17 protein-coding genes and 1 riboswitch are annotated in these 17,611 nt (G+C 48.6%); of the genes, 9 read left to right on the forward strand and 8 right to left on the reverse strand.

Features of this window, described 5'->3' with window-relative positions:
* Nucleotides 1-594 carry a DNA-J related domain-containing protein gene (locus ACGHZ6_RS10410; RefSeq protein WP_390618786.1) on the forward strand — a complete coding sequence of 198 codons (594 nt, stop codon included), beginning with the start codon at nt 1-3 and terminating at the stop codon, nt 592-594.
* Here the strand turns inward: ACGHZ6_RS10410 and ACGHZ6_RS10415 are convergent.
* From ACGHZ6_RS10415 to cmoA, 4 genes are all read right to left on the reverse strand, one after another.
* Complete coding sequence (locus ACGHZ6_RS10415) at nt 582-2,177, reverse strand: hypothetical protein (RefSeq protein WP_390618787.1); 1,596 nt, start codon at nt 2,175-2,177, stop codon at nt 582-584. The two genes, ACGHZ6_RS10410 and ACGHZ6_RS10415, sit on opposite strands and share 13 nt — an antisense overlap.
* A 12-nt stretch (nt 2,178-2,189) precedes the next feature.
* Entirely contained in the window at nt 2,190-4,298 is a 2,109-nt protein-coding gene (locus ACGHZ6_RS10420; RefSeq protein WP_390618788.1) for a TonB-dependent receptor, read from the reverse strand.
* 147 nt (nt 4,299-4,445) lie between these two features.
* Nucleotides 4,446-5,420 (reverse strand): tRNA 5-methoxyuridine(34)/uridine 5-oxyacetic acid(34) synthase CmoB, encoded by a 975-nt coding sequence (gene cmoB / locus ACGHZ6_RS10425; RefSeq protein ID WP_390618789.1) that lies wholly within the window; start codon nt 5,418-5,420, stop codon nt 4,446-4,448.
* Nucleotides 5,421-5,425: 5 nt separating this feature from the next.
* Nucleotides 5,426-6,172: a carboxy-S-adenosyl-L-methionine synthase CmoA gene (gene cmoA / locus ACGHZ6_RS10430; protein WP_390618790.1), complete on the reverse strand. Its 747-nt coding sequence runs from the start codon at nt 6,170-6,172 to the stop codon at nt 5,426-5,428.
* Nucleotides 6,173-6,410: 238 nt separating this feature from the next.
* On the opposite strand from cmoA, the gene ACGHZ6_RS10435 reads away from it, so the two are divergent.
* From ACGHZ6_RS10435 to ACGHZ6_RS10445, 3 genes are all read left to right on the forward strand, one after another.
* Nucleotides 6,411-8,045 (forward strand): response regulator, encoded by a 1,635-nt coding sequence (locus ACGHZ6_RS10435; protein ID WP_390618791.1) that lies wholly within the window; start codon nt 6,411-6,413, stop codon nt 8,043-8,045.
* A gap of 33 nt (nt 8,046-8,078) precedes the next feature.
* Nucleotides 8,079-8,774 (forward strand): sensor histidine kinase, encoded by a 696-nt coding sequence (locus ACGHZ6_RS10440; RefSeq protein WP_390618792.1) that lies wholly within the window; start codon nt 8,079-8,081, stop codon nt 8,772-8,774.
* A gap of 103 nt (nt 8,775-8,877) precedes the next feature.
* Nucleotides 8,878-9,171 (forward strand): DUF3658 domain-containing protein, encoded by a 294-nt coding sequence (locus ACGHZ6_RS10445; protein WP_390618793.1) that lies wholly within the window; start codon nt 8,878-8,880, stop codon nt 9,169-9,171.
* A gap of 37 nt (nt 9,172-9,208) precedes the next feature.
* Here ACGHZ6_RS10445 and ACGHZ6_RS10450 read toward each other — a convergent pair whose 3' ends face one another.
* From ACGHZ6_RS10450 to glpE, 4 genes are all read right to left on the reverse strand, one after another.
* Nucleotides 9,209-10,672 carry a PepSY domain-containing protein gene (locus ACGHZ6_RS10450; protein ID WP_390618794.1) on the reverse strand — a complete coding sequence of 488 codons (1,464 nt, stop codon included), beginning with the start codon at nt 10,670-10,672 and terminating at the stop codon, nt 9,209-9,211.
* A gap of 63 nt (nt 10,673-10,735) precedes the next feature.
* Nucleotides 10,736-12,904, reverse strand: coding sequence for a TonB-dependent receptor (locus tag ACGHZ6_RS10455; protein ID WP_390618795.1), 2,169 nt, complete (start codon nt 12,902-12,904; stop codon nt 10,736-10,738).
* Nucleotides 12,905-13,011: 107 nt separating this feature from the next.
* Nucleotides 13,012-13,180: riboswitch (cobalamin riboswitch) on the reverse strand.
* A 144-nt stretch (nt 13,181-13,324) separates the two neighbouring features.
* Nucleotides 13,325-14,185 carry an acyl-CoA thioesterase gene (locus ACGHZ6_RS10460; RefSeq protein ID WP_390618796.1) on the reverse strand — a complete coding sequence of 287 codons (861 nt, stop codon included), beginning with the start codon at nt 14,183-14,185 and terminating at the stop codon, nt 13,325-13,327.
* 2 nt (nt 14,186-14,187) lie between these two features.
* The gene (glpE, locus tag ACGHZ6_RS10465; RefSeq protein ID WP_390618797.1) at nt 14,188-14,517 is read right to left on the reverse strand and encodes a thiosulfate sulfurtransferase GlpE; all 330 of its coding nucleotides are present in this window, start codon (nt 14,515-14,517) and stop codon (nt 14,188-14,190) included.
* Between the two features lie 174 nt (nt 14,518-14,691).
* Here glpE and ACGHZ6_RS10470 point away from each other — a divergent pair, with 174 nt between their 5' ends.
* Genes ACGHZ6_RS10470 through ACGHZ6_RS10490 form a run of 5 tightly spaced genes read left to right on the forward strand, consistent with a single transcriptional unit; the run spans nt 14,692 to nt 17,530 of the window.
* A complete protein-coding gene (locus ACGHZ6_RS10470; RefSeq protein WP_390618798.1) occupies nt 14,692-15,399 on the forward strand; it encodes an energy transducer TonB in 708 nt (235 codons plus the stop codon).
* Between the two features lie 52 nt (nt 15,400-15,451).
* The gene (locus ACGHZ6_RS10475) at nt 15,452-16,141 is read left to right on the forward strand and encodes a MotA/TolQ/ExbB proton channel family protein (RefSeq protein ID WP_390618799.1); all 690 of its coding nucleotides are present in this window, start codon (nt 15,452-15,454) and stop codon (nt 16,139-16,141) included.
* Between the two features lie 35 nt (nt 16,142-16,176).
* On the forward strand, nt 16,177-16,590 hold the full coding sequence (locus ACGHZ6_RS10480; protein WP_390618800.1) for a biopolymer transporter ExbD: 414 nt from the start codon (nt 16,177-16,179) through the stop codon (nt 16,588-16,590).
* Between the two features lie 27 nt (nt 16,591-16,617).
* Nucleotides 16,618-17,217, forward strand: a complete 600-nt coding sequence (locus ACGHZ6_RS10485) for a MotA/TolQ/ExbB proton channel family protein (RefSeq protein WP_390618801.1) — start codon at nt 16,618-16,620, stop codon at nt 17,215-17,217.
* Nucleotides 17,204-17,530 carry a DUF2149 domain-containing protein gene (locus tag ACGHZ6_RS10490; protein WP_390618802.1) on the forward strand — a complete coding sequence of 109 codons (327 nt, stop codon included), beginning with the start codon at nt 17,204-17,206 and terminating at the stop codon, nt 17,528-17,530. Before ACGHZ6_RS10485 ends, ACGHZ6_RS10490 begins: the two co-directional genes overlap by 14 nt.
* Nucleotides 17,531-17,611: the final 81 nt, after the last annotated feature.

A 17,611-nucleotide genomic window follows, 5' to 3' on the forward strand; every position in this document is an offset into this window, starting at 1 on the left:
ATGGAAGGTTCGTATGAGCATGGCCTGGACGGCCTCAGCCTGCTTGATATTATTCAGGCCCACCCGCAGGGGCTAAAGGAGTACGACTTACTCCAAGCTATTTATGAACCACTGAGTGAAGCGGAAACACCGAATATCAGTGATAGCCTAACGCTGTTTCAGCAACACTTCTGGTTGTTTCATACACTTTATAAACTACGAGATTATCTGCATCTTCAGGGGCAGGGGAGTTTGGTGATCGAGCCGCTGAATATTCAGTGGTTACCTGAATTTCAAACCTCAGGCGCGGAAGAACTACCCGGCTTGCATGATCCATTGCGAGACTACTACCTGAACCTGGAAAACCTTAGCGGTACCGGGCGGGATGATGTCGATAAGCTTTTGTCGAGTTTTTGGGAACGCCTGGTTGATGATGCCGACAAGATACAGGCCTTGGCCTTATTTGATTTGCCGGTAGAGACCGATTACCCCTCGATCAAGCGTCGTTATCGCCAATTGTTAAGCGATGTTCATCCTGATCGAGGTGGCTGCCATGAACAGACTGTCGCACTCAATGACGCCATGAGCGTATTAAAGCGCTGTTATTCTCCCTGATCGGTTTGCGGGTTCCATTGATTCACCGTCTGAGGTGAAGGCTGGCGATTGACTGGCCGGCTTCTACGACGTAATTGCATGACACCAAACACCGTAAAGATACCGATGACTAACAAGGTGGCAACAATCAGGATGTCGCGTTTAAAGCGGCCCATCAGTGGCGTCAGATGATTCCATTTGTGTAACAGTGAGAAAGACCAGGATTCATAGCGATCAATGGCCCGGTTTTGATCCACTAGAACACCACTGGCGGGATCGACAAAAATCCGGTGTTGCTCATCATTAGCAAAATCCACCTGCCAAACCGGTAGACGCTTGTTACGAAAATCGTAACCGGGGCCAAAGCGTTTAATCTGTAGAACCTGCACAATATCTTCAGTGTTCAAACCTGTCAGGCCCACAGCCATAAATTGCGCCATCTGTTGGTCGGTAAGTGTAGCCTTATTGCCGGTCGCACTATCCAGATAAATCGCCCCAGATTCTTTTGGCCGCCCCTGATAAACCTGTTGACGAGAGGGTACAGTTTTATCAGTGACTGCTTTGCTGAGACGGTAATAAATCTGGTTATCAGCAGCAATTACATTCACTGCATTTAAGGGCGTATTTGATAAAGCGAACTGCTCCAGTGTTGTTGACGGGTCACTGCTTGCATTGGCTAATTCCAGAGAGCGCAAGTCCATAACTGGCGGTAATTGAATACCGATGACACGTTCATCGCCTGGTGCAATATAGGCGCTTTGTAATAAATGATAAAAACCACTGGCGGACCAACCCAAAATCGGTAACCACAGCGCGTAGCCGAGTATTCTGTGCCAGTAACGAGTGGCTTGCGGCATCCGGCGTTGTTTAAGCAGGGCTAGCAGCGATAATCCGGTAATAGCCATCGTTGCCAGGCAGCACATAAACAGTGCTATTAGAATCACTCGAATCCATTCGACGCCTGCTTTGGTTGAATCTGTGCTGGCAGATAACCAATCCCAGCTGTGCAGCGCTTGAAACAGACCCTGCAAAACACGCTTGGTTTGATTACTGAGTGAAGCCAGAGCGTTGGTTTCCGTATGGATATAGGCCGTTAATTGTTCGCTGCCGGCGAATTCAATGCGGTAAACCGGCAGTAGGCGGTTAACCCAGGGGTATTGATGATTGAACTCCGTTTGCATGGTTACAGCATCAATCTCGGACTGAGGCCGGCCGGTGTAGTAACTGGCCAGCCAACGAGCCTGCTGCTGATCGTAATCAGTGAGCTCGTGTTGTGTCTTCAGATCAAAATAGCGGCGAGGTTTCCCTGCCGCTTCGGTGATCTGTAATAGCGGTCCGTTTTCGCTGGCGATAACTTTGGCAACGTGTGCCTGGTTCACTGCATTCTCACGCAGCACACGTGGAATGGTGTCAACAAGCTGACTATTTATCTGCATTGACGGCGGAAAGAAGCTAACTGCCTTGGGGCCGAACCACGCCATCAGCGGGTGGGTGATGGCTGACAACCCCCAAATTAAAATTGCGGCCGCCGTCCACCAGCCCAATGCTCTATGCCACCGCAGGTTGGTTAACCGCGCGGTTTTAGTTTGTGATGTCGATAACATGGTTGTTCCCAATTAGAAACTTAAACGTACACCGGCATACACACTGCGCGGCAAGCCTGGACGATAGCTAATGTCTGGATCACCTACCTGATTGGAGGTGTAGGTGGAGTAGCGTTCATCGCTAATATTCATAACGCGCAGGTAGGTGGAAAGCTGAGGGCTGACTTCATAGTGCAGTCGCAGATTCACCAACTCGTGGCCATCGTATTTAGCCGTGTTGGTTTGGTCTGTGTAGTATTCACCCAGGTATTCATATTCAAGACTGGCACTGGCCTTGGGCAGGAATGGTGGCTTGTAAGTCAGGTTCAGGTTAGCGGTTTTCTTCGGCGCTTTGGCGACATCAAAACCTGCAAAGTTGATGCTTTGCAGTGAAGGCCAAACTAAATACACGTAACTGAAATCCTCGTAGCGCTGGCGGGTGTAATTGGCAGCCAAACTAACGCTGAAGTTGTCGGTGATTTGGCTTTGCAGGCTTAACTCAATACCCTTGTGGCTGGTTTCGCCGGCGTTAACGGATTTACGATCGGAGCCATCGATAAAGCTAACGATATCGTTTTCGATGTCCATGTCGTAAATGGCCAGTTCATAAGCAAGACGTGGTGAGAAGCGACCACGTAATCCCAATTCAACGCTGTCAGATGTCACAGGTTCCAGCTGATCACTTTCGAGGCTTGAACCTGGGCGGAATAGATTGCCGATTGTCGGTGCGCGGAAGGCTTGGCGGTAGCTAAGATACGCGTTGTGGTTGCTGGTGTATTGATACACCAAACCGAGTTTGGGACTGACTTCATCGTAGCGCAGGGTTTGAGATTCAGGGCGCAGGTGGCGGCTATCAACAGCTTGGCCTGCCAGTTTGTCGGAGTAATCGACTTCAAAATAATCGTAGCGGGCGCCGGCGTTTAGGCGCCATTTCTCAGCGAACTGCCATTCCAGGTGGATATAAGGGGCTAGGGACAACTGATCAGACTCAAAGTCGTAATGTTTATTGCCAGTCTTTTGATAGTCGGTAAACAGGTCGCCCTGTGTGGTTACCGTAATATCTTCTTCCTCGTAGGTTGAGGGCGTATAGTCAATATCCAAGCCGGTAATGACTTGTACACGGTCTTGCCACAGATTTTGTCTAAATTTCAGCAGGGCACCATAGGACTGGAATTGGTAATCTCGCACATTGGGATCATAGGTAACCATCCAGCTGGGCATCATTTCCATCGAGTTGTCGCGATAAAATGGTGTGATGGTCAGCAGTTGGTCATCCGTCATTTGATAATTAAATTCTGCGGATAGACGCAGGGCTTTAACATCGCGATAACCGATGTCACCCTGGTAGCGGTTCTTTTTCGGATCGTTTTTGTAATCATCATATTCCAGTGATGAAACGCCGCTTTGCTCGATATCGCTGTAAGACCCCAGGACTTTCAGCTTTAGCTTATCAGTCAGTTGATTGTCGTAACGCAGAGTGGTGGAGTAGCGCGTGTAGTCTGCGTTATCGCGATAACCGTCACTGTCGGTCGCATTAATATCAATGCGCAGACCGCTGTGATCATTAATGCCCGTAGCAAAAGACGTCAGTAAACGTTTCCAGCCGTGTGAGCCGGCTTCCAGATTAATATCGGTTTCTGATGCCTGATTGATAGGGGCGGGTTTGGTCAGTGAGTTAATAACACCGCCAATCGCATCACTACCATACAGTGCAGAGGCAGGGCCTTTAGTGACTTCCAGGCGACTGCTCTGAGGAATGTTCACTTCATACAGACCGTTATGGTTGAAGTAGCCGGTAGGGCGGGTGGGTACGCCGTCTTCCAAAAACAGGTAAACACCGGAGGTAGTGATAGGTTGGCGAATAGCCGACATATGGCCTTCACCGCCCAGGTTATTAACATGTACACCGGCAATTTGATTGAGTGCTTCAGCAGGGTGGGAGGGGGCAATCAGTTCAAGATCCTGCTCGCTCAGAACACTTACGGATTCACTGAGTGTTGATTTATCTTTTGCTTCGCGGGTGGCGGTTACCACCATGGTTTCCATTGCCGAAGTGTTTTGTGTCGCCGCGAAGCCATTAGAATGTGAGAAGGTGATAGCGGAAGCTATAGCCAAACTAAGTGGTGTCAATGCTACACGCATGATAATTGTCCCCAAGGTTTTTTTGGGGCGAAATTGTAGTGTGCGGCTTAGGTGGGCGGAATGCGGTAAATTGTCACATGTGGCAGATTGCCGCATGTGACAAATTGTCGCGCTTGCTGTTGCTAGAGTTTTACGTGTACGGGAAAGTTATTGCGGTGCTTCAGCAACAAAAACGGCACGCATGGGAGCGGGGTGCCCTTCGGCGGTGAGTTCAGGGTTTTGCGGGTCCAGAAACTCGGGTAGGGAATGGAAACGCATCCAATCGGTAGCGCGCTGTTCATCGGTAGTGGTTACATTACAGTCCACCATGCGTGGATTTTTATAGCCGCATTTTCGCAGCCAGGAAATCAACGTATCGCAGCTCGGTAAAAACCAGACATTATTCATCTTGGCGTAGCGGCCTTCAGGCACGAGAACGTCACCTAATTTGCCATCAATTACCAGGGTTTCCAGAACCAGCTGGCCACCGGGGCGCAGTGTCGCTTTAAGCTCACGCAGATGATCCATTGGTGAACGCCGATGGTAAAGCACACCCATAGAAAAGGTGGTGTCAAAGGCTTGCAGGTTAGCTGGCAGCGCTTCAATACCTACGGGTAATACATCGACAGGCGATTGGCCAATAAAGTGTTTCAGGCAGTAAAACTGCACCACAAACCTCGGCGAGGGATCAATGCCAATCACCTGTCGGGCGCCTTCACCCAGCATGCGCCAGCAGTGGTAACCGTTGCCGCAGCCAACATCGAGAATTAAACGGTCTTTTAGTGGTGCCAGATGTGGCAGTACGCGATCCCACTTCCAGTCCGAACGCCATTCGGTATCAATAAACGTACCGTGGACGTGGTAGGGGCCTTTGCGCCAGGGAATCAATAATTCCAGAGCGGAGCGGATTTGCTCGCGGGTTTTATCGTCACAGTCATCTTCATGGCCGACGGCGACTTGTTGTCTCAGTTCGACAGTGTTTGTAGGTACTTCGGGTAAAGCATCAAGAGCTTCATACCAACCGGGCAGGTCCCCAAAGCGTTGGGTATCCAGGCCGCGGGCAATCTGTTCAGGCAATAGTTTTAGCCAGGGTTCCAGCTTGGTATCTTTCAAGCTGTGAAGTAATGCAGAGTAATCGATCATGGTGATTATTTAATGGCGATCATGGAGGCGAAATTAAAGCACTGAAACCAGAGGTCTGAGCTTGAAAAGCCAACGTCACGCAGACGTTCTCTATGGGTGGAGAGTGTTTCAGGGATCAGGACATCTTCAATGGCCTGACGTTTCTGGGCAATTTCCAAATCGCTGTAACCATTGGCACGTTTAAAGTTGTGGTGCAGCTCGATCATTAATTCATCGTGTGCGCTATCGTCAAAGGTCAGCTTCTCTGACAGGATTAATACACCACCGGGGTTGAGGCCATCATAAATACGTTGCAGGATAACCTGTCGCTCTGCCAAAGGAATAAACTGCAGGGTAAAGTTAAGTACTACCACTGAGGCATTATTTAGATTGACGTCCTGCAAGTCGGCACAGATGATATCTACCGGGATTTCGCCGCTATCGGCGTCCATCAGTTGTCGGCAGCGCTCAACCATGGCCGCAGAGTTGTCTACCCCGATAATACGGCAGTTAGCCGCCTGAATGCGGTGGCGCATCGCCAGGGTGGCGGCTCCCAGTGAGCAGCCCAAATCGTAGCAATCGCTATTGCTCTTGGCATAGCGCTCGGCCAGGTTGCCAATCATGCTGATAATAGTGGCATAGCCGGGTACAGAGCGTTTGATCATATCGGGGAATACATCGACCACGGTTTGATCAAAGCTGAAATCCGCAACACTCCCCAGGGGGTTGGCGTAGAGGCTATCTCGCTGCTCAGAAGGGGGTATTTTAGTCATGCTCAAGGTCTTAATTGCTGCGGAGGTTCCAAGATAGCCAGCATAGGGCGGGCTGAGGGCGGATTTTAGCCTGCCAGGGCATACCAGGCAATGACTCATCGGACACTATAATTTCTCTGTTTACAGCCGATATGGTCTATGCTGAAATTTGGGGAAATGGAATATATATCAAAGACTTAGGCTTATTCTTTCAGCACAATAAGCACTCAATGGACAGCATAGACGGTTTTATATAGCTATGGCGTACAACGATTACGGCAAGATCAAAGCACTTATCATTGATGATTTCGATAATTTCCGTATGACTGTCAGCAAGTTGCTGCAGGATTTTGGGGCTCACGACGTGGTTACTGCCATTAATGGTGAAGATGCCATGAAACAGTGCCGCAGCCGGGAATTTGATCTCGTACTGTGTGATTACAACCTGGGATCAGGGAAAAACGGCCATCAGGTGCTGGAAGAGTTGCGAGTGAACAAACTGCTCAAGCATCAGAGCCTGTTTTTATTGGTGTCAGCAGATTCCAGCAAGAATATTGTGTTGGCGGCCTATGATTATGAGCCTGATGCCTATCTCACCAAACCCATTACCGGTAAAACCCTGCGTCAACGACTGGACCGCCTGCTAGCCCAGCGAGACGATATGGCTGCTATCCATAAGTGCCTTGATGAGGACAATAGCACCGGCGCTATTGCCGAGGCTCAAGCGAAAATTGCAGCCAATAGCCGCTACACGGCCGCTTACCAAAAAATACTCGGCGGGCTGTTGCTGCAAGAACAGCGTTATGACGAAGCTGAAGCCCTGTTTAAACAAGTGCTGGAAGTTCGCCCCTTGGATTGGGCGCAGGTCGGTTTGGCTAAGGTGAAACAGTTTCAGGGTGATTTGGAAACCTCCCAGGACTGGTTGCGAAAAATTATCGAGAAGAATCCCTTCTGTATGCAGGCCTATGATGCCCTGGTCGATAACTGTCGGCGCAAGGAGGACAGTGAGGCTGAGCAAGCTGTTTTGCAAACTGCCGTTGATATGTCGCCCATGTCGATTTTACGCCAGCAATCCCTGGCACAGGTTGCCGATGAAAATAACGATGTTGAGGTCGCTGCTCGGGCTTTGCACAAAACCGTAAAACTCGGCAAGAACTCCTGTCAGGATAAAGTTGAAAACCATATCGCCTTTGCCCGTTCAACGGCCGCTTTGTTTAAGGAAAATGCCAAGCTGGCCAATGATTTTTCCCGTGAGGCAATGCGGGTACTGGATGAATCATCACGCAAGTTCCAGCTAAGCCACGATATGGAAGTGCAAACCCAGCTGTTGGAAAGCCAGATTTGTGCAGGCAAGGGTGATACCCAAAAAGCCAAGACGCTCCTCGAAGAGACGGAGCAGCAATTAGCAGAACAAAGTCTGGAGCTGGATTTAGACACAAAGCTCGATTTAATTACCAGTTACCGGGCAACAGGCCAGAAAGAAAAAGCCAAAGAAGAACTGGCATGCCTGGTGGAAGAGTATCGTAACGACGAAGAAGCACTGCGCAAAATTGACCGTTTACTGGATGAACCCCTCAGTGAAGATAATCGCCAACGGGTGGCAGCTATCAACAGTGAGGGCATTGGCGCTTATAAAAAGCGAGAGTACCAGCGTGCTATTGATTGCTTTATGCGTGCCAAGCGCCTGTTCCCAAATCATGTCGGTGTGCACTTAAACCTTGTTCAGGCATTAGTTGGGGAGATGCGTGAGTATGGTGTCGATGATGATTTAATGGAAAATTGCTTAAACACGATGGAAAAAGTGCGCACTCAAATAGAGTCATCTCATAAGCAGTTTAATCGCTTCTTACAGTTACAGGATATGGTCAGAACCTTGGAACGCGAGTCTAAATAAGGTTTAGTCATACAGATTATAAAGGGGAATTACATGACCGATCGTCTCGCCCAACCGGATTTTTCCATGGTTCTGGCTTCCAGTGTCCACGATATGAAAAACTCATTAGGCATGTTGCTGAATTCACTGGAGTCGGAAATTCAGGCTAATCCCGCCCAGGATTCAGCCCAGGCAGAGCGCTTTGCCATCTTGCAATATGAGGCTTCACGCATCAATGGCGAGTTAATCCAGCTGCTTTCACTCTACCGCATGCAGAACAATCATATGCCGTTCCGCCTCGATGAGCATTTTGTAATTGATGTTCTGGAAGATCAGCTCGCCCGCAACGATATGTTATTTAAAACACGCAATATCGACGTAGAGATTGATTGCGATCCGGACTTGGCCTGGTACTTCGATGATGAACTGGTCGGTAGTGTGATCCACAATGTCCTGGTTAATGGTGCCCGCTATTCAAAAAGCAATATGTTGCTGCGTGCTACTATCGAAAACAATCAACTACGTATCTGTATCGCCGACGATGGCAATGGCTACCCGCCTATGATGATCGAATGCCCACAAAAGCTAATGGATAAATCGGTTGATTTTGAAGAGGGAAGTACCCACTTGGGACTGTATTTTGCGCAGTGTGTGGCTATGTTGCATCAGCAGGGGGAGCAGCAGGGTAGTATTCATTTAAGTAATGACAGTCCGCTTGGGGGCGGGGTGTTTGAATTGGTTTTGCCGTAAAGTACAAAAACGTTCAGTATTTGGGTTTCTAAATGGTAAGTCTGCTAGATATATAGCCCAATTCTTTTTGAATAAACGGTTAAATGTAAGGAGTCAGCAAAGCATGGTTGAAACTCCACATGATTCAGAACTTACCGAAGATCAGATAAACCTGGTTTCCAGCCTAACCGATGAACAGCTGCAATTTATTGATCAGGCTTTGTTGGCTGAGGCTGGTATAAGCTTCCGAAAAGTGGCAAAGGTTGTAAGCATGGCCATGATAAAGTTGGAAGGTCGAATAAAAGGTATTCCAGATGTCTTCTACGCCCAAAGAGTTTTTGGTTTAGTTGATCAAGGCAAATTGGTAGCGCAAGGCAATGTAAAGCGCATGTTTAGTTGTGAGGTAAAACTACCATAACTGTCTATTTGATCTGTAAATCTCTTAACTTTGGCCATCACCTTAATCTACGCCACCCCAAATTAATCGCCGTAACAGAGAACATAAAACCAATAATACTCAAGGTAATAACCACTATGTCCCATAGCGGTCTATTCTGAATCAGCACATTAAAATCAAGGCTGTGCAAGCCATTGTAAAGCCAACGTTGTAGCCGTCCACGGGATGTAAGTCGGTCAAGCACTACTCCAGTGTTGGCATCAATATAGAACCAGGTTCCATCGTTATCTTCGAACTCTGCTTTTAAGGCAGGCAAAGGCCTATGGCGTTCGTGATGGCTGTAATAGTAAAGGTTATAGCTGTCGAGTAGGCTTGTGGATGCCAAAGGTACATCGGGTAATAATTGTGAGATAGCTTGTGCTATTTGCTCTTGTGACAGTTTGCTTCCATCGCCGAGCAAGGCTTTAGCTGTATCGGTACGTTGCTGCATGACAATATAGGATACACCGTTTAGCCTGTGCCAGCTTATCTCAATAACGGGTGAATCGTTCAATAGCGTTTTGAGATCCTCAGCGTTGTGAAAAGCCATAGACTGCTGTAAAGGTTGAGATAAACCTAGGTGATAACGCTCTAATTGTGGCTCCAGTCTCTGTTTATCATCAAAAATACCCCATGGGTTCATCGACATAAGGCCACTCAGTGTATAGGTCGATAAGAAAACCAGAGCTCCCAATCCCAATAGATGATGCCACTTAGCCATCCCTGTATATGGCGTATAATCTTTACCGCGATAGGGTTTGCGTATACGCAGGCGTTGAATACCGACAATTGCGCCTGTCAGCACAACAAGACAAGCAATCAGCGATATCACAATCACTACATCAGCCCAGAGCGATGGGTGTTTGCGTAGCTGCACGGGATACAGCCAATGCAAATTAGCGCCTAGCCAGTTCCATACGCGCTCGCTTTGATTAACATCGCGAACGACTTCTCCTGTGCGGGATGAAATGTATAAGTGTGTACCCTTAGAGTCATTAAGCGATACACGATGCAGGGGGCGATGAGTGTTAAGACTGCTAGATACAGACCACTGATCGATCTCAATTAAACCAAGGTAGCTTGAAGAAATAGGTAAAACTAGCGGGGGATGACCTTGTACAAACTGTTCAGCGCTTTTGAGGGCAAGGGTCGCGTTAACGGTTAAAGGCTCGCCGTTATCAGCGAAGTATGCCAGGTTTTCTCCGCTACGGGTTTCTAATACGTAGATAGGCCGACTAGCTACCGATGTTAGTCGCAAAGAGCTGATATCGCTTTGTAGAACGTGAGGAAGCAAGAGATCGGGTCCCCAGAAAATCGAATCGGCATCAATTATTGGCAAGGCCTCAAGCCGCTCCTGGTGGTCCAGTTTAGGGAAGCCGACATATATCATCACCACGCCACTAAAAAACCACATGGCGAAAAACAGGCACATCGCAATACCACACCAGCGATGCAACAGATACCAGTAGCGTTTAAATTTCATCGTAAAAACCTGTGACAATCACGGCCACAGCTACAAAGCCACAGCCGTGATTATTAACAAGGGTTAGAACTGGTAGTTCATACCTAGTTGATAATTGCGGCCTTGTCCGAGCACCCATTGATTACCGTAAGGCGCAAGTACAAAGTCTTCTTCGTCTGTCAGGTTTTTACCTCGCAGAGAAATGCTCAGGGCATTGTCCAGTTGCCAGCGGATTCCTATATCGAAAACGGTGTAGCTTGGCAGTTCGGCCGTGTTACTGTTATTGCTGTAACGTTCGCCAACATAGCGCACACCGGCATCAACCAGTACATGACTTACAGGGGTCCAGTTCAGCCACAGATTGCTGGTTTTACGGGGGATATTGCGAGGACGATTGCCGGAATAGTCATCACCGCTGACAAACTCATCATATTCTGCGTCTACCAGCGCCAGGTTTGCATCTAGGCTTAAGGTGTTGTTAAGTTGCACGGCCAGATCAATCTCAATACCTCTGGAAGATTGTTGGCCAATTTGCTCCTGAATACCGCCTGGGTTATCACTTAGCAGATTATCTTTTTCGATATCGAACAGGGCGATGGTGTATTGAGCTTTGTCGTCCCAAAGGGAGTGTTTTAAGCCAACTTCAATCTGAGTGCCTTCCCCAAGATCAAGATTGGTGTTGGTGGCAGAAAGAATGGACTGGATTGAATCCAGCGCTTCACTGTATTGGGCATAGAGACTGAGTGACGAGCTTGGCTGATAGACTGCACCAATACGCCAGCTGGTGCCGGAAAAATCGGCATCGCTCTTTTCGGCTGCTTCGAAATGTCCTACGGCATTGCTTCGCTCAAAGTCTTCTCTTTCAAAGTCGATGTCGTCATAACGAACTCCTGCAACCAGGCTTACTTGCTCATTGAATTCGAGTAAGTAATCAGCGAAGACGGCATACTGGAAAGTTTCACTTTCAAAATCTTTACTGGTGACACTATCTACACCGTCAGCCCAGTGACCGCTATTCGGTGAGAATAAATCAACACTATCGCTACCGGAATAAGGTCGATTATTGCGATGGGTAAAATCAATCAAATTAAACTCTGCACCGATATTAAGGTGTGAATGTAGGCCTGCTGTATCGAGATCTAATAGGACATCACTGCGACTACCCCATTGGCGTTGTTCATGCAGAATTTCCAGAAAGAAAGAGCGATCTATGTCACCTGTGCTGGAGTTGTAATCATAAGATTCAACATTGCGCCAGTGTCTGTCAGCTTTCATATAAAAGGTGTCATTGCGGAAGCGTATAGCGTCCGTCACCTGCCACTCGATGCTTACACGTGGCCACAGGTCTTCATATTCAACAATACCGTCGTCGATGTTGTAGTTCTCATCACGGGTGCTGCCAATAATCTCACCATTGACCAGAGGGGTTCCCCAATAGGCGGATTGATCCGTTTCGGCGTAATCAACGCTGAATTGGATATCCAGATTGTCCATTGGCTTATGCAGCAGAGAAGCGGCGATAGCGCTGCGGCGCTCATCGCCATTATCGACATAACCATCGCTTTCATGATTAACAAGATCAACGCGATATGCTGTGTTATCCGTTAGCTGCCCGCCGCTACCAAAAGCAATACGGACTAGATCTTCAGAGCCGACTGCAACATCCACTTCAGAGCTAATGTTTTCGAATTCAGGTTGTTTGCTGACATAGTTAACGGTAGCGCCAATTGCACCTACGCCATTAATAACCGAACCCGCGCCGCGAAGAATATCAACGCGTTCAATGGTCCAGGTATCAGCAGGGAAGGTTACTGTGCCTGCACCCACATAAAGTCGGACGCCATCGTAGGTGTAAGCCACAGAGCTGTGTCCATTAAAGCCGCGCACCGATGTTGCCGTGCCACCGTTGCCGGGGCTGGCACTGGCCGAAAAACCTGTTGCGCGAGTGATCGCAGCAAGTGAGGTATAGTCGGCTAGAATTTTGATATCTTCCTTACTAATAAATTCTACGCTTCCTGGTAGATCCATAGCGCTAAGGCCCAGACGATTGGAGGCAGAATTAACTTCACCAAGGTTTAAACCCAGGTTTTTCTCGGCAATTACCTCAACGGTTTCTATAGAGCCGGTTTTGCTTGCACTAGTTTCGGCAAATGCTGATGAATATCCCGCGATACTATATCCCGCGATACTACAGGCAGCACAGAGTAGGCGTACACGATTGTGACGCTTGGTATGCGAATTGGAAATTTTCATGGTTATCCTCAAACGTAAATTTCACGCATGAGGGAGGGGAAAAGGCAGGCAGAACAGACCCGTAGAGGCCCATTGCAACTGACACCCAGAAGCCCTCCGCTTCATACTCGAGTCGATGGTCTCTAGGCAGGTATCGGGCTTACACAAGTGTGTTTACCGTTGCGGGGGCAGCGTCGGATTCGTTACTGGCATTCCAAAAAATAGTAGCCAGAACTCACCGGACTTCCCTTTTAACCTATCCCTGCGGCTTGGAGAACCGCCAATAGGCACCTAAATCCGGCGGGGACTCTAACATGATTTTGAAATTCGGGACAAGCTCTAACTGCTGGGCACGCTCTTTTCCAGAGGCGATAGGTGTGGGGAAGAATAATAAGTTGATCTTGCTTTACGTACTAAAAAGAGTGGTGTTTAGTCCACTCTTCAGTCTCGAACGCGAATCAACCCTTCTTGGCTTGCCGCTGCAACCAGCTTGCCTGTTTCGGTATAAAAATAACCGTGATTTAATCCGCGCGCACCGGCGCTAACCGGGCTATGCATGTCATAGTAAAGCCAATTACACACATCGATATCTTCATAAAACCATACCGTGTGATCCAGGGATGCCTGTTGAATTTTGCCGCAGGCGAAGGTGTAGGGGTGGGCTTGCAGAGCTGTGGTTAATAAATGCATATCGGACATAAAAGCCAGCACCAGGCGGTGATCATTACTGTCTGCCGTTAGTGTGCCATTGGCTTTCAGCCAGAGCTGCTGTTTTGGCTCTCCGGTCTGAGGTTCTGTGAAGTCGCGGCGGAAGTTACCGAGAATTTCCAGAGCGGAAAAATCAGTGGGGCGAAGCTGATGCATGTTGGCGCGATGCTGGCGAATTTCTTGCCAATAGGCTTCCTCTGAAACCATGGTGTCGCGATCTACGCTGGTAGGTGCCGCCTGTTGGTGTGACAGGCCTTGTTCGGGTGTTTGAAAAGAAACTGTGGCCTGAAAGATGGTCTTGCCATCCTGAGTGGCGATCACCTGTCGGGTTGCAAAACTTCTACCGGTGCGTAACTCCACCACGTCAAACACAATCGGTTGGCTAATATCTCCAGCACGTAAAAAGTGGCCGTGAATAGAGTGGGCGCGGCGATCTGCGTCGACGGTTTGTATCGCCGCATCCAGCGACTGGGCAAATACCTGGCCTCCGAACACAGCAGGGCGCTCGCCGGGCAGGATTTTTCCTTCAAATTGGTTGCCCTGGATGCGTTCAGTATGCAGGTAGTCCAACAGCTGGTTCAGATCGAAACTCATGGTTAGCCGTTTGTTGTAGATATTTGTTGCGGAAACAGCTGGCGCCAAACCTCAAAACCGCCATCAATACTGTAGACCTCGGTAAAGTCCCGCTCGGTTAAAAAGTGAGCGGCTTGCTGGCTACTATTGCCGTGGTAGCAGAACACCAGGGTAGGGGCATCCGGATCAGAATCCAGCAAGAAGTCCTGCAGATTGATGTTATTGAGCAGTTGTGAGCCAGTGACATGACCATTGGCAAAGGATGCCTCATCGCGGATATCGACCACCTGGCAGGTCTTTTCGGCCATCATCTGCTGGGCCTGCTCACAACTAATTCTTTGAAATTCAGACATTTAGTCCACCTCATACAGCGAAGCAGACAGTGTAACGGGCTTTGCTATTGGCTGCCATCTCAGTTAATAAGATTATATTGTGTTTGCCAATGTTAATGATAATGTTTATCATTATGTTTCAACATGTTTCGGTTTTATAACGAGGGCACTGTGATTAAGGGTGGCATATGGCGAATGGGCGCATTGTTCGCTTCCCTGGCACTTCACTGGTTGATCTTTAATCAGCAGTCGCATCAAGAGCAGGTGATTAGTCTTGCGGGTGGGGCACAACAGCTACCTATCGCGGTGAACTTCTCTGTGGCTGCTGCGGCTAAGCCAACGCCTCCAGTACCCACTAAACCAAAGAAGGTGACGAAGCAGGAGCAACCGGTACAAAAAAAACGGGTTAAAGAAGTTGTTAAAGCGACTAATGCACCAGCGGAAGTAAAAGCTCCAGCTATTCCGCCTCAGCAAGAAGTTGCCGACAACGTTGAAGAAAAAGTCGTTGAGGAAATAGCTCAACAGAACCAGGAAGAGGTTCAAGAGCCAGCGCAACAGGAACAGGCTATTGCTGCCCAGGCAGCAACAACAGCGGAACAGCCCCCCGGATTGGAATCCATACCCGTGGTTAGGGAAGTGAGTTATCGACAAGTCCCCCAGCCACCGATTTACCCAAAAACCGCTCTGCGTAGAAAGCAGCAGGGTGAAGTCTGGGTACAAGCATTAGTGAGCCCGGAAGGAAATACCGAACAAGTGGAAGTTGTTCGTTCTTCCGGGGTTGCCAGTTTGGATGCTTCTGCCTTGAAGGCGGTATCTGGCTGGGTATTCGAAGCGGCGAAAATGGATGGTCGACCTATTCGTGCCTGGATTGAGGTCCCGGTGGCGTTTGAATTACGTCGGTAGGGAATCAACCTTTTAGCGTTTTTGTTGTTCTTGAATATTGGGGTTTTTGCACATGTTGCAAGCACATCTATTAACGGCGGGGCCAATTATTTACCCGCTGATTTTTTGTTCCGTTCTTGTAGGCGCCCTGGTTCTTGAGCGCCTGATTACCCATTGTTTCTACCCTGTGGTCAATGCCGAAGCGCTACAGCGGCAGTTTTTACAGGGCGACATTTCTGACGTTGATATAGATTCACGCAAAGGTCGTGGCCTAAGGGCGGGGTTGGCGCTGTTAGCGCATCATGCCGATGCCGAAAAATCCTTACGCGAAGAAAGGTTGGGCCTGTGGTTGCAAGAACAACGACAATATCTATTGCTGCGTACTCGCTGGCTTAATTTGCTGGGTGCAGTGGCGCCATTACTCGGACTGTTGGGAACGGTACTGGGCATTATTACCATGTTTCAGGATGTCGCCCATCAAAACGGCCCGGTAACCCCAGCACTGTTGGCCGGTGGTATGTGGGAGGCCATGGCAACCACTGCGGCGGGATTGATTATTGCGATTCCAGCGTTGTGTGCAGGGCAATTGTTGAGCTTCTGGGCCGATCGTCGCATCGAGGTTATGCAAAATGTACTTAACCACTGCTCTTTGTCGTTATCGCTTAAAGAGGAGTCTGCTCCCTCAGCGCAAAAGGCTGCTGCAAGTGTCGTGAACGCGCGCTTCTCTGTTAGGGAAGAGGCTGAAAGGGAACAATTTGCATGATCAAGGTGGGGCCTTCAACACATTCCGGAAGCAGCATGGTTTTCCCCGATATGACGGCGTTACTGGATGTGATTTTTATTCTGCTGGTTTTCCTTTTACTGACGGCCAATGTCGCACCACGGGCGTTAGAAGTAAGTTTGCCGGAAGAGGGCAGTGAAAGCAGCAAACTTCTGGATGTGGAAGACCCCATAACGATTACATTATTTGATGATGGTGATCACTGGGCTCTGGATAAAGAAGAATACCGTAACTGGATTACCTTTGAGACAGCGCTTGCTGACAAAGTGGCGACCATCAAAAAATCCGGTAACGAACCGCAAGTGGTATTGGCGGGTGATAAGGATGTTTCCCTGGAACAGTTACTGAAACTGTTTTCCTGGCTGCAGCGCCATGATCTGAAAGCAACGCAAGTCTTGATGCATGCAGATGCAACGGCTGTAACCGAATAACATACTTTTACTATTTTAGGTGTTTATATGATTCGACAAATTGAAGATCTGATGTATCAGGCATCGGACTTTTTTATGGGCCCGGTATTAATTCTGTTGGTTATTTTACTGGCCTACAGTCTTTATGCCTCGGGTGTTTTCGCAGCGCAGGCGTGGCAACGTCGTAAAAATCGCGCGGCTTATCTGGCGGCATTAAAAACGCCTTTAGGCTCTGATTTAAAGCAAAACCCACAGGGATATCCGCTGGTTGAATTGGCTCACGCCCGTGGCGCCATTACCAAGGACGAGCTGGATGTTGCCGCTTTGGAAGATATGGAAGGTGTGCGTACCGTTAGCCGTTTAGCGCCTATGTTGGGTTTGATCGCCACTATGGTCCCCATGGGCCCCGCATTGAAAAGCTTGGCCGACGGTAATGTGCAGGGTATCAGTGAAAACCTCATCGTTGCTTTCTCGGCGGTCATTTTTGGTTTGGTGATTGCTTCGATCACCTTCTGGATTGCCAGCGTGAAAAAACGTTGGTTAGCAGGTGAACTGGTGGCATTGGCACCGCTTGTTGAAGAGCAGCAAGCTTCACTTTCGCAAGCGATTGCTGCCAATACAGGAGAGGCGCAACGTGAGGCTGCTTGATGAAGACGAATCCATCAACCCGGCACTATCAGTAGTAAACCTGGTTGATGTGTTTTTGGTATTGGTCGCAGCACTACTGATTGCTATCGCCCAAAATCCAATGAATCCGTTTCTGGAAGAAAATGTCACCGTGATTAAAAACGCGGGGCAGCCAGATATGGAAATGATTATTAAAAACGGCGAAACCATCGAGACCTACAAATCCAATGGTGAAATTGGCAGTGGTGATGGGGTTAAGGCCGGTGTCGCTTATCGCATGGCCGATGGTTCGATTGTCTATGTTCCTGAAGGTGACAAGGCCGGCCAGGAATAATCACAGCCAATCTATTAACACCGCAATCAGCTTCAATCACTGGGGCGCGGTGTTTTCCTTTATAAAATTATCTTGTTATTT

Source organism: Maricurvus nonylphenolicus (assembly GCF_042854845.1).
Classification (GTDB): Bacteria; Pseudomonadota; Gammaproteobacteria; order Pseudomonadales; family Cellvibrionaceae; genus Maricurvus; species Maricurvus nonylphenolicus.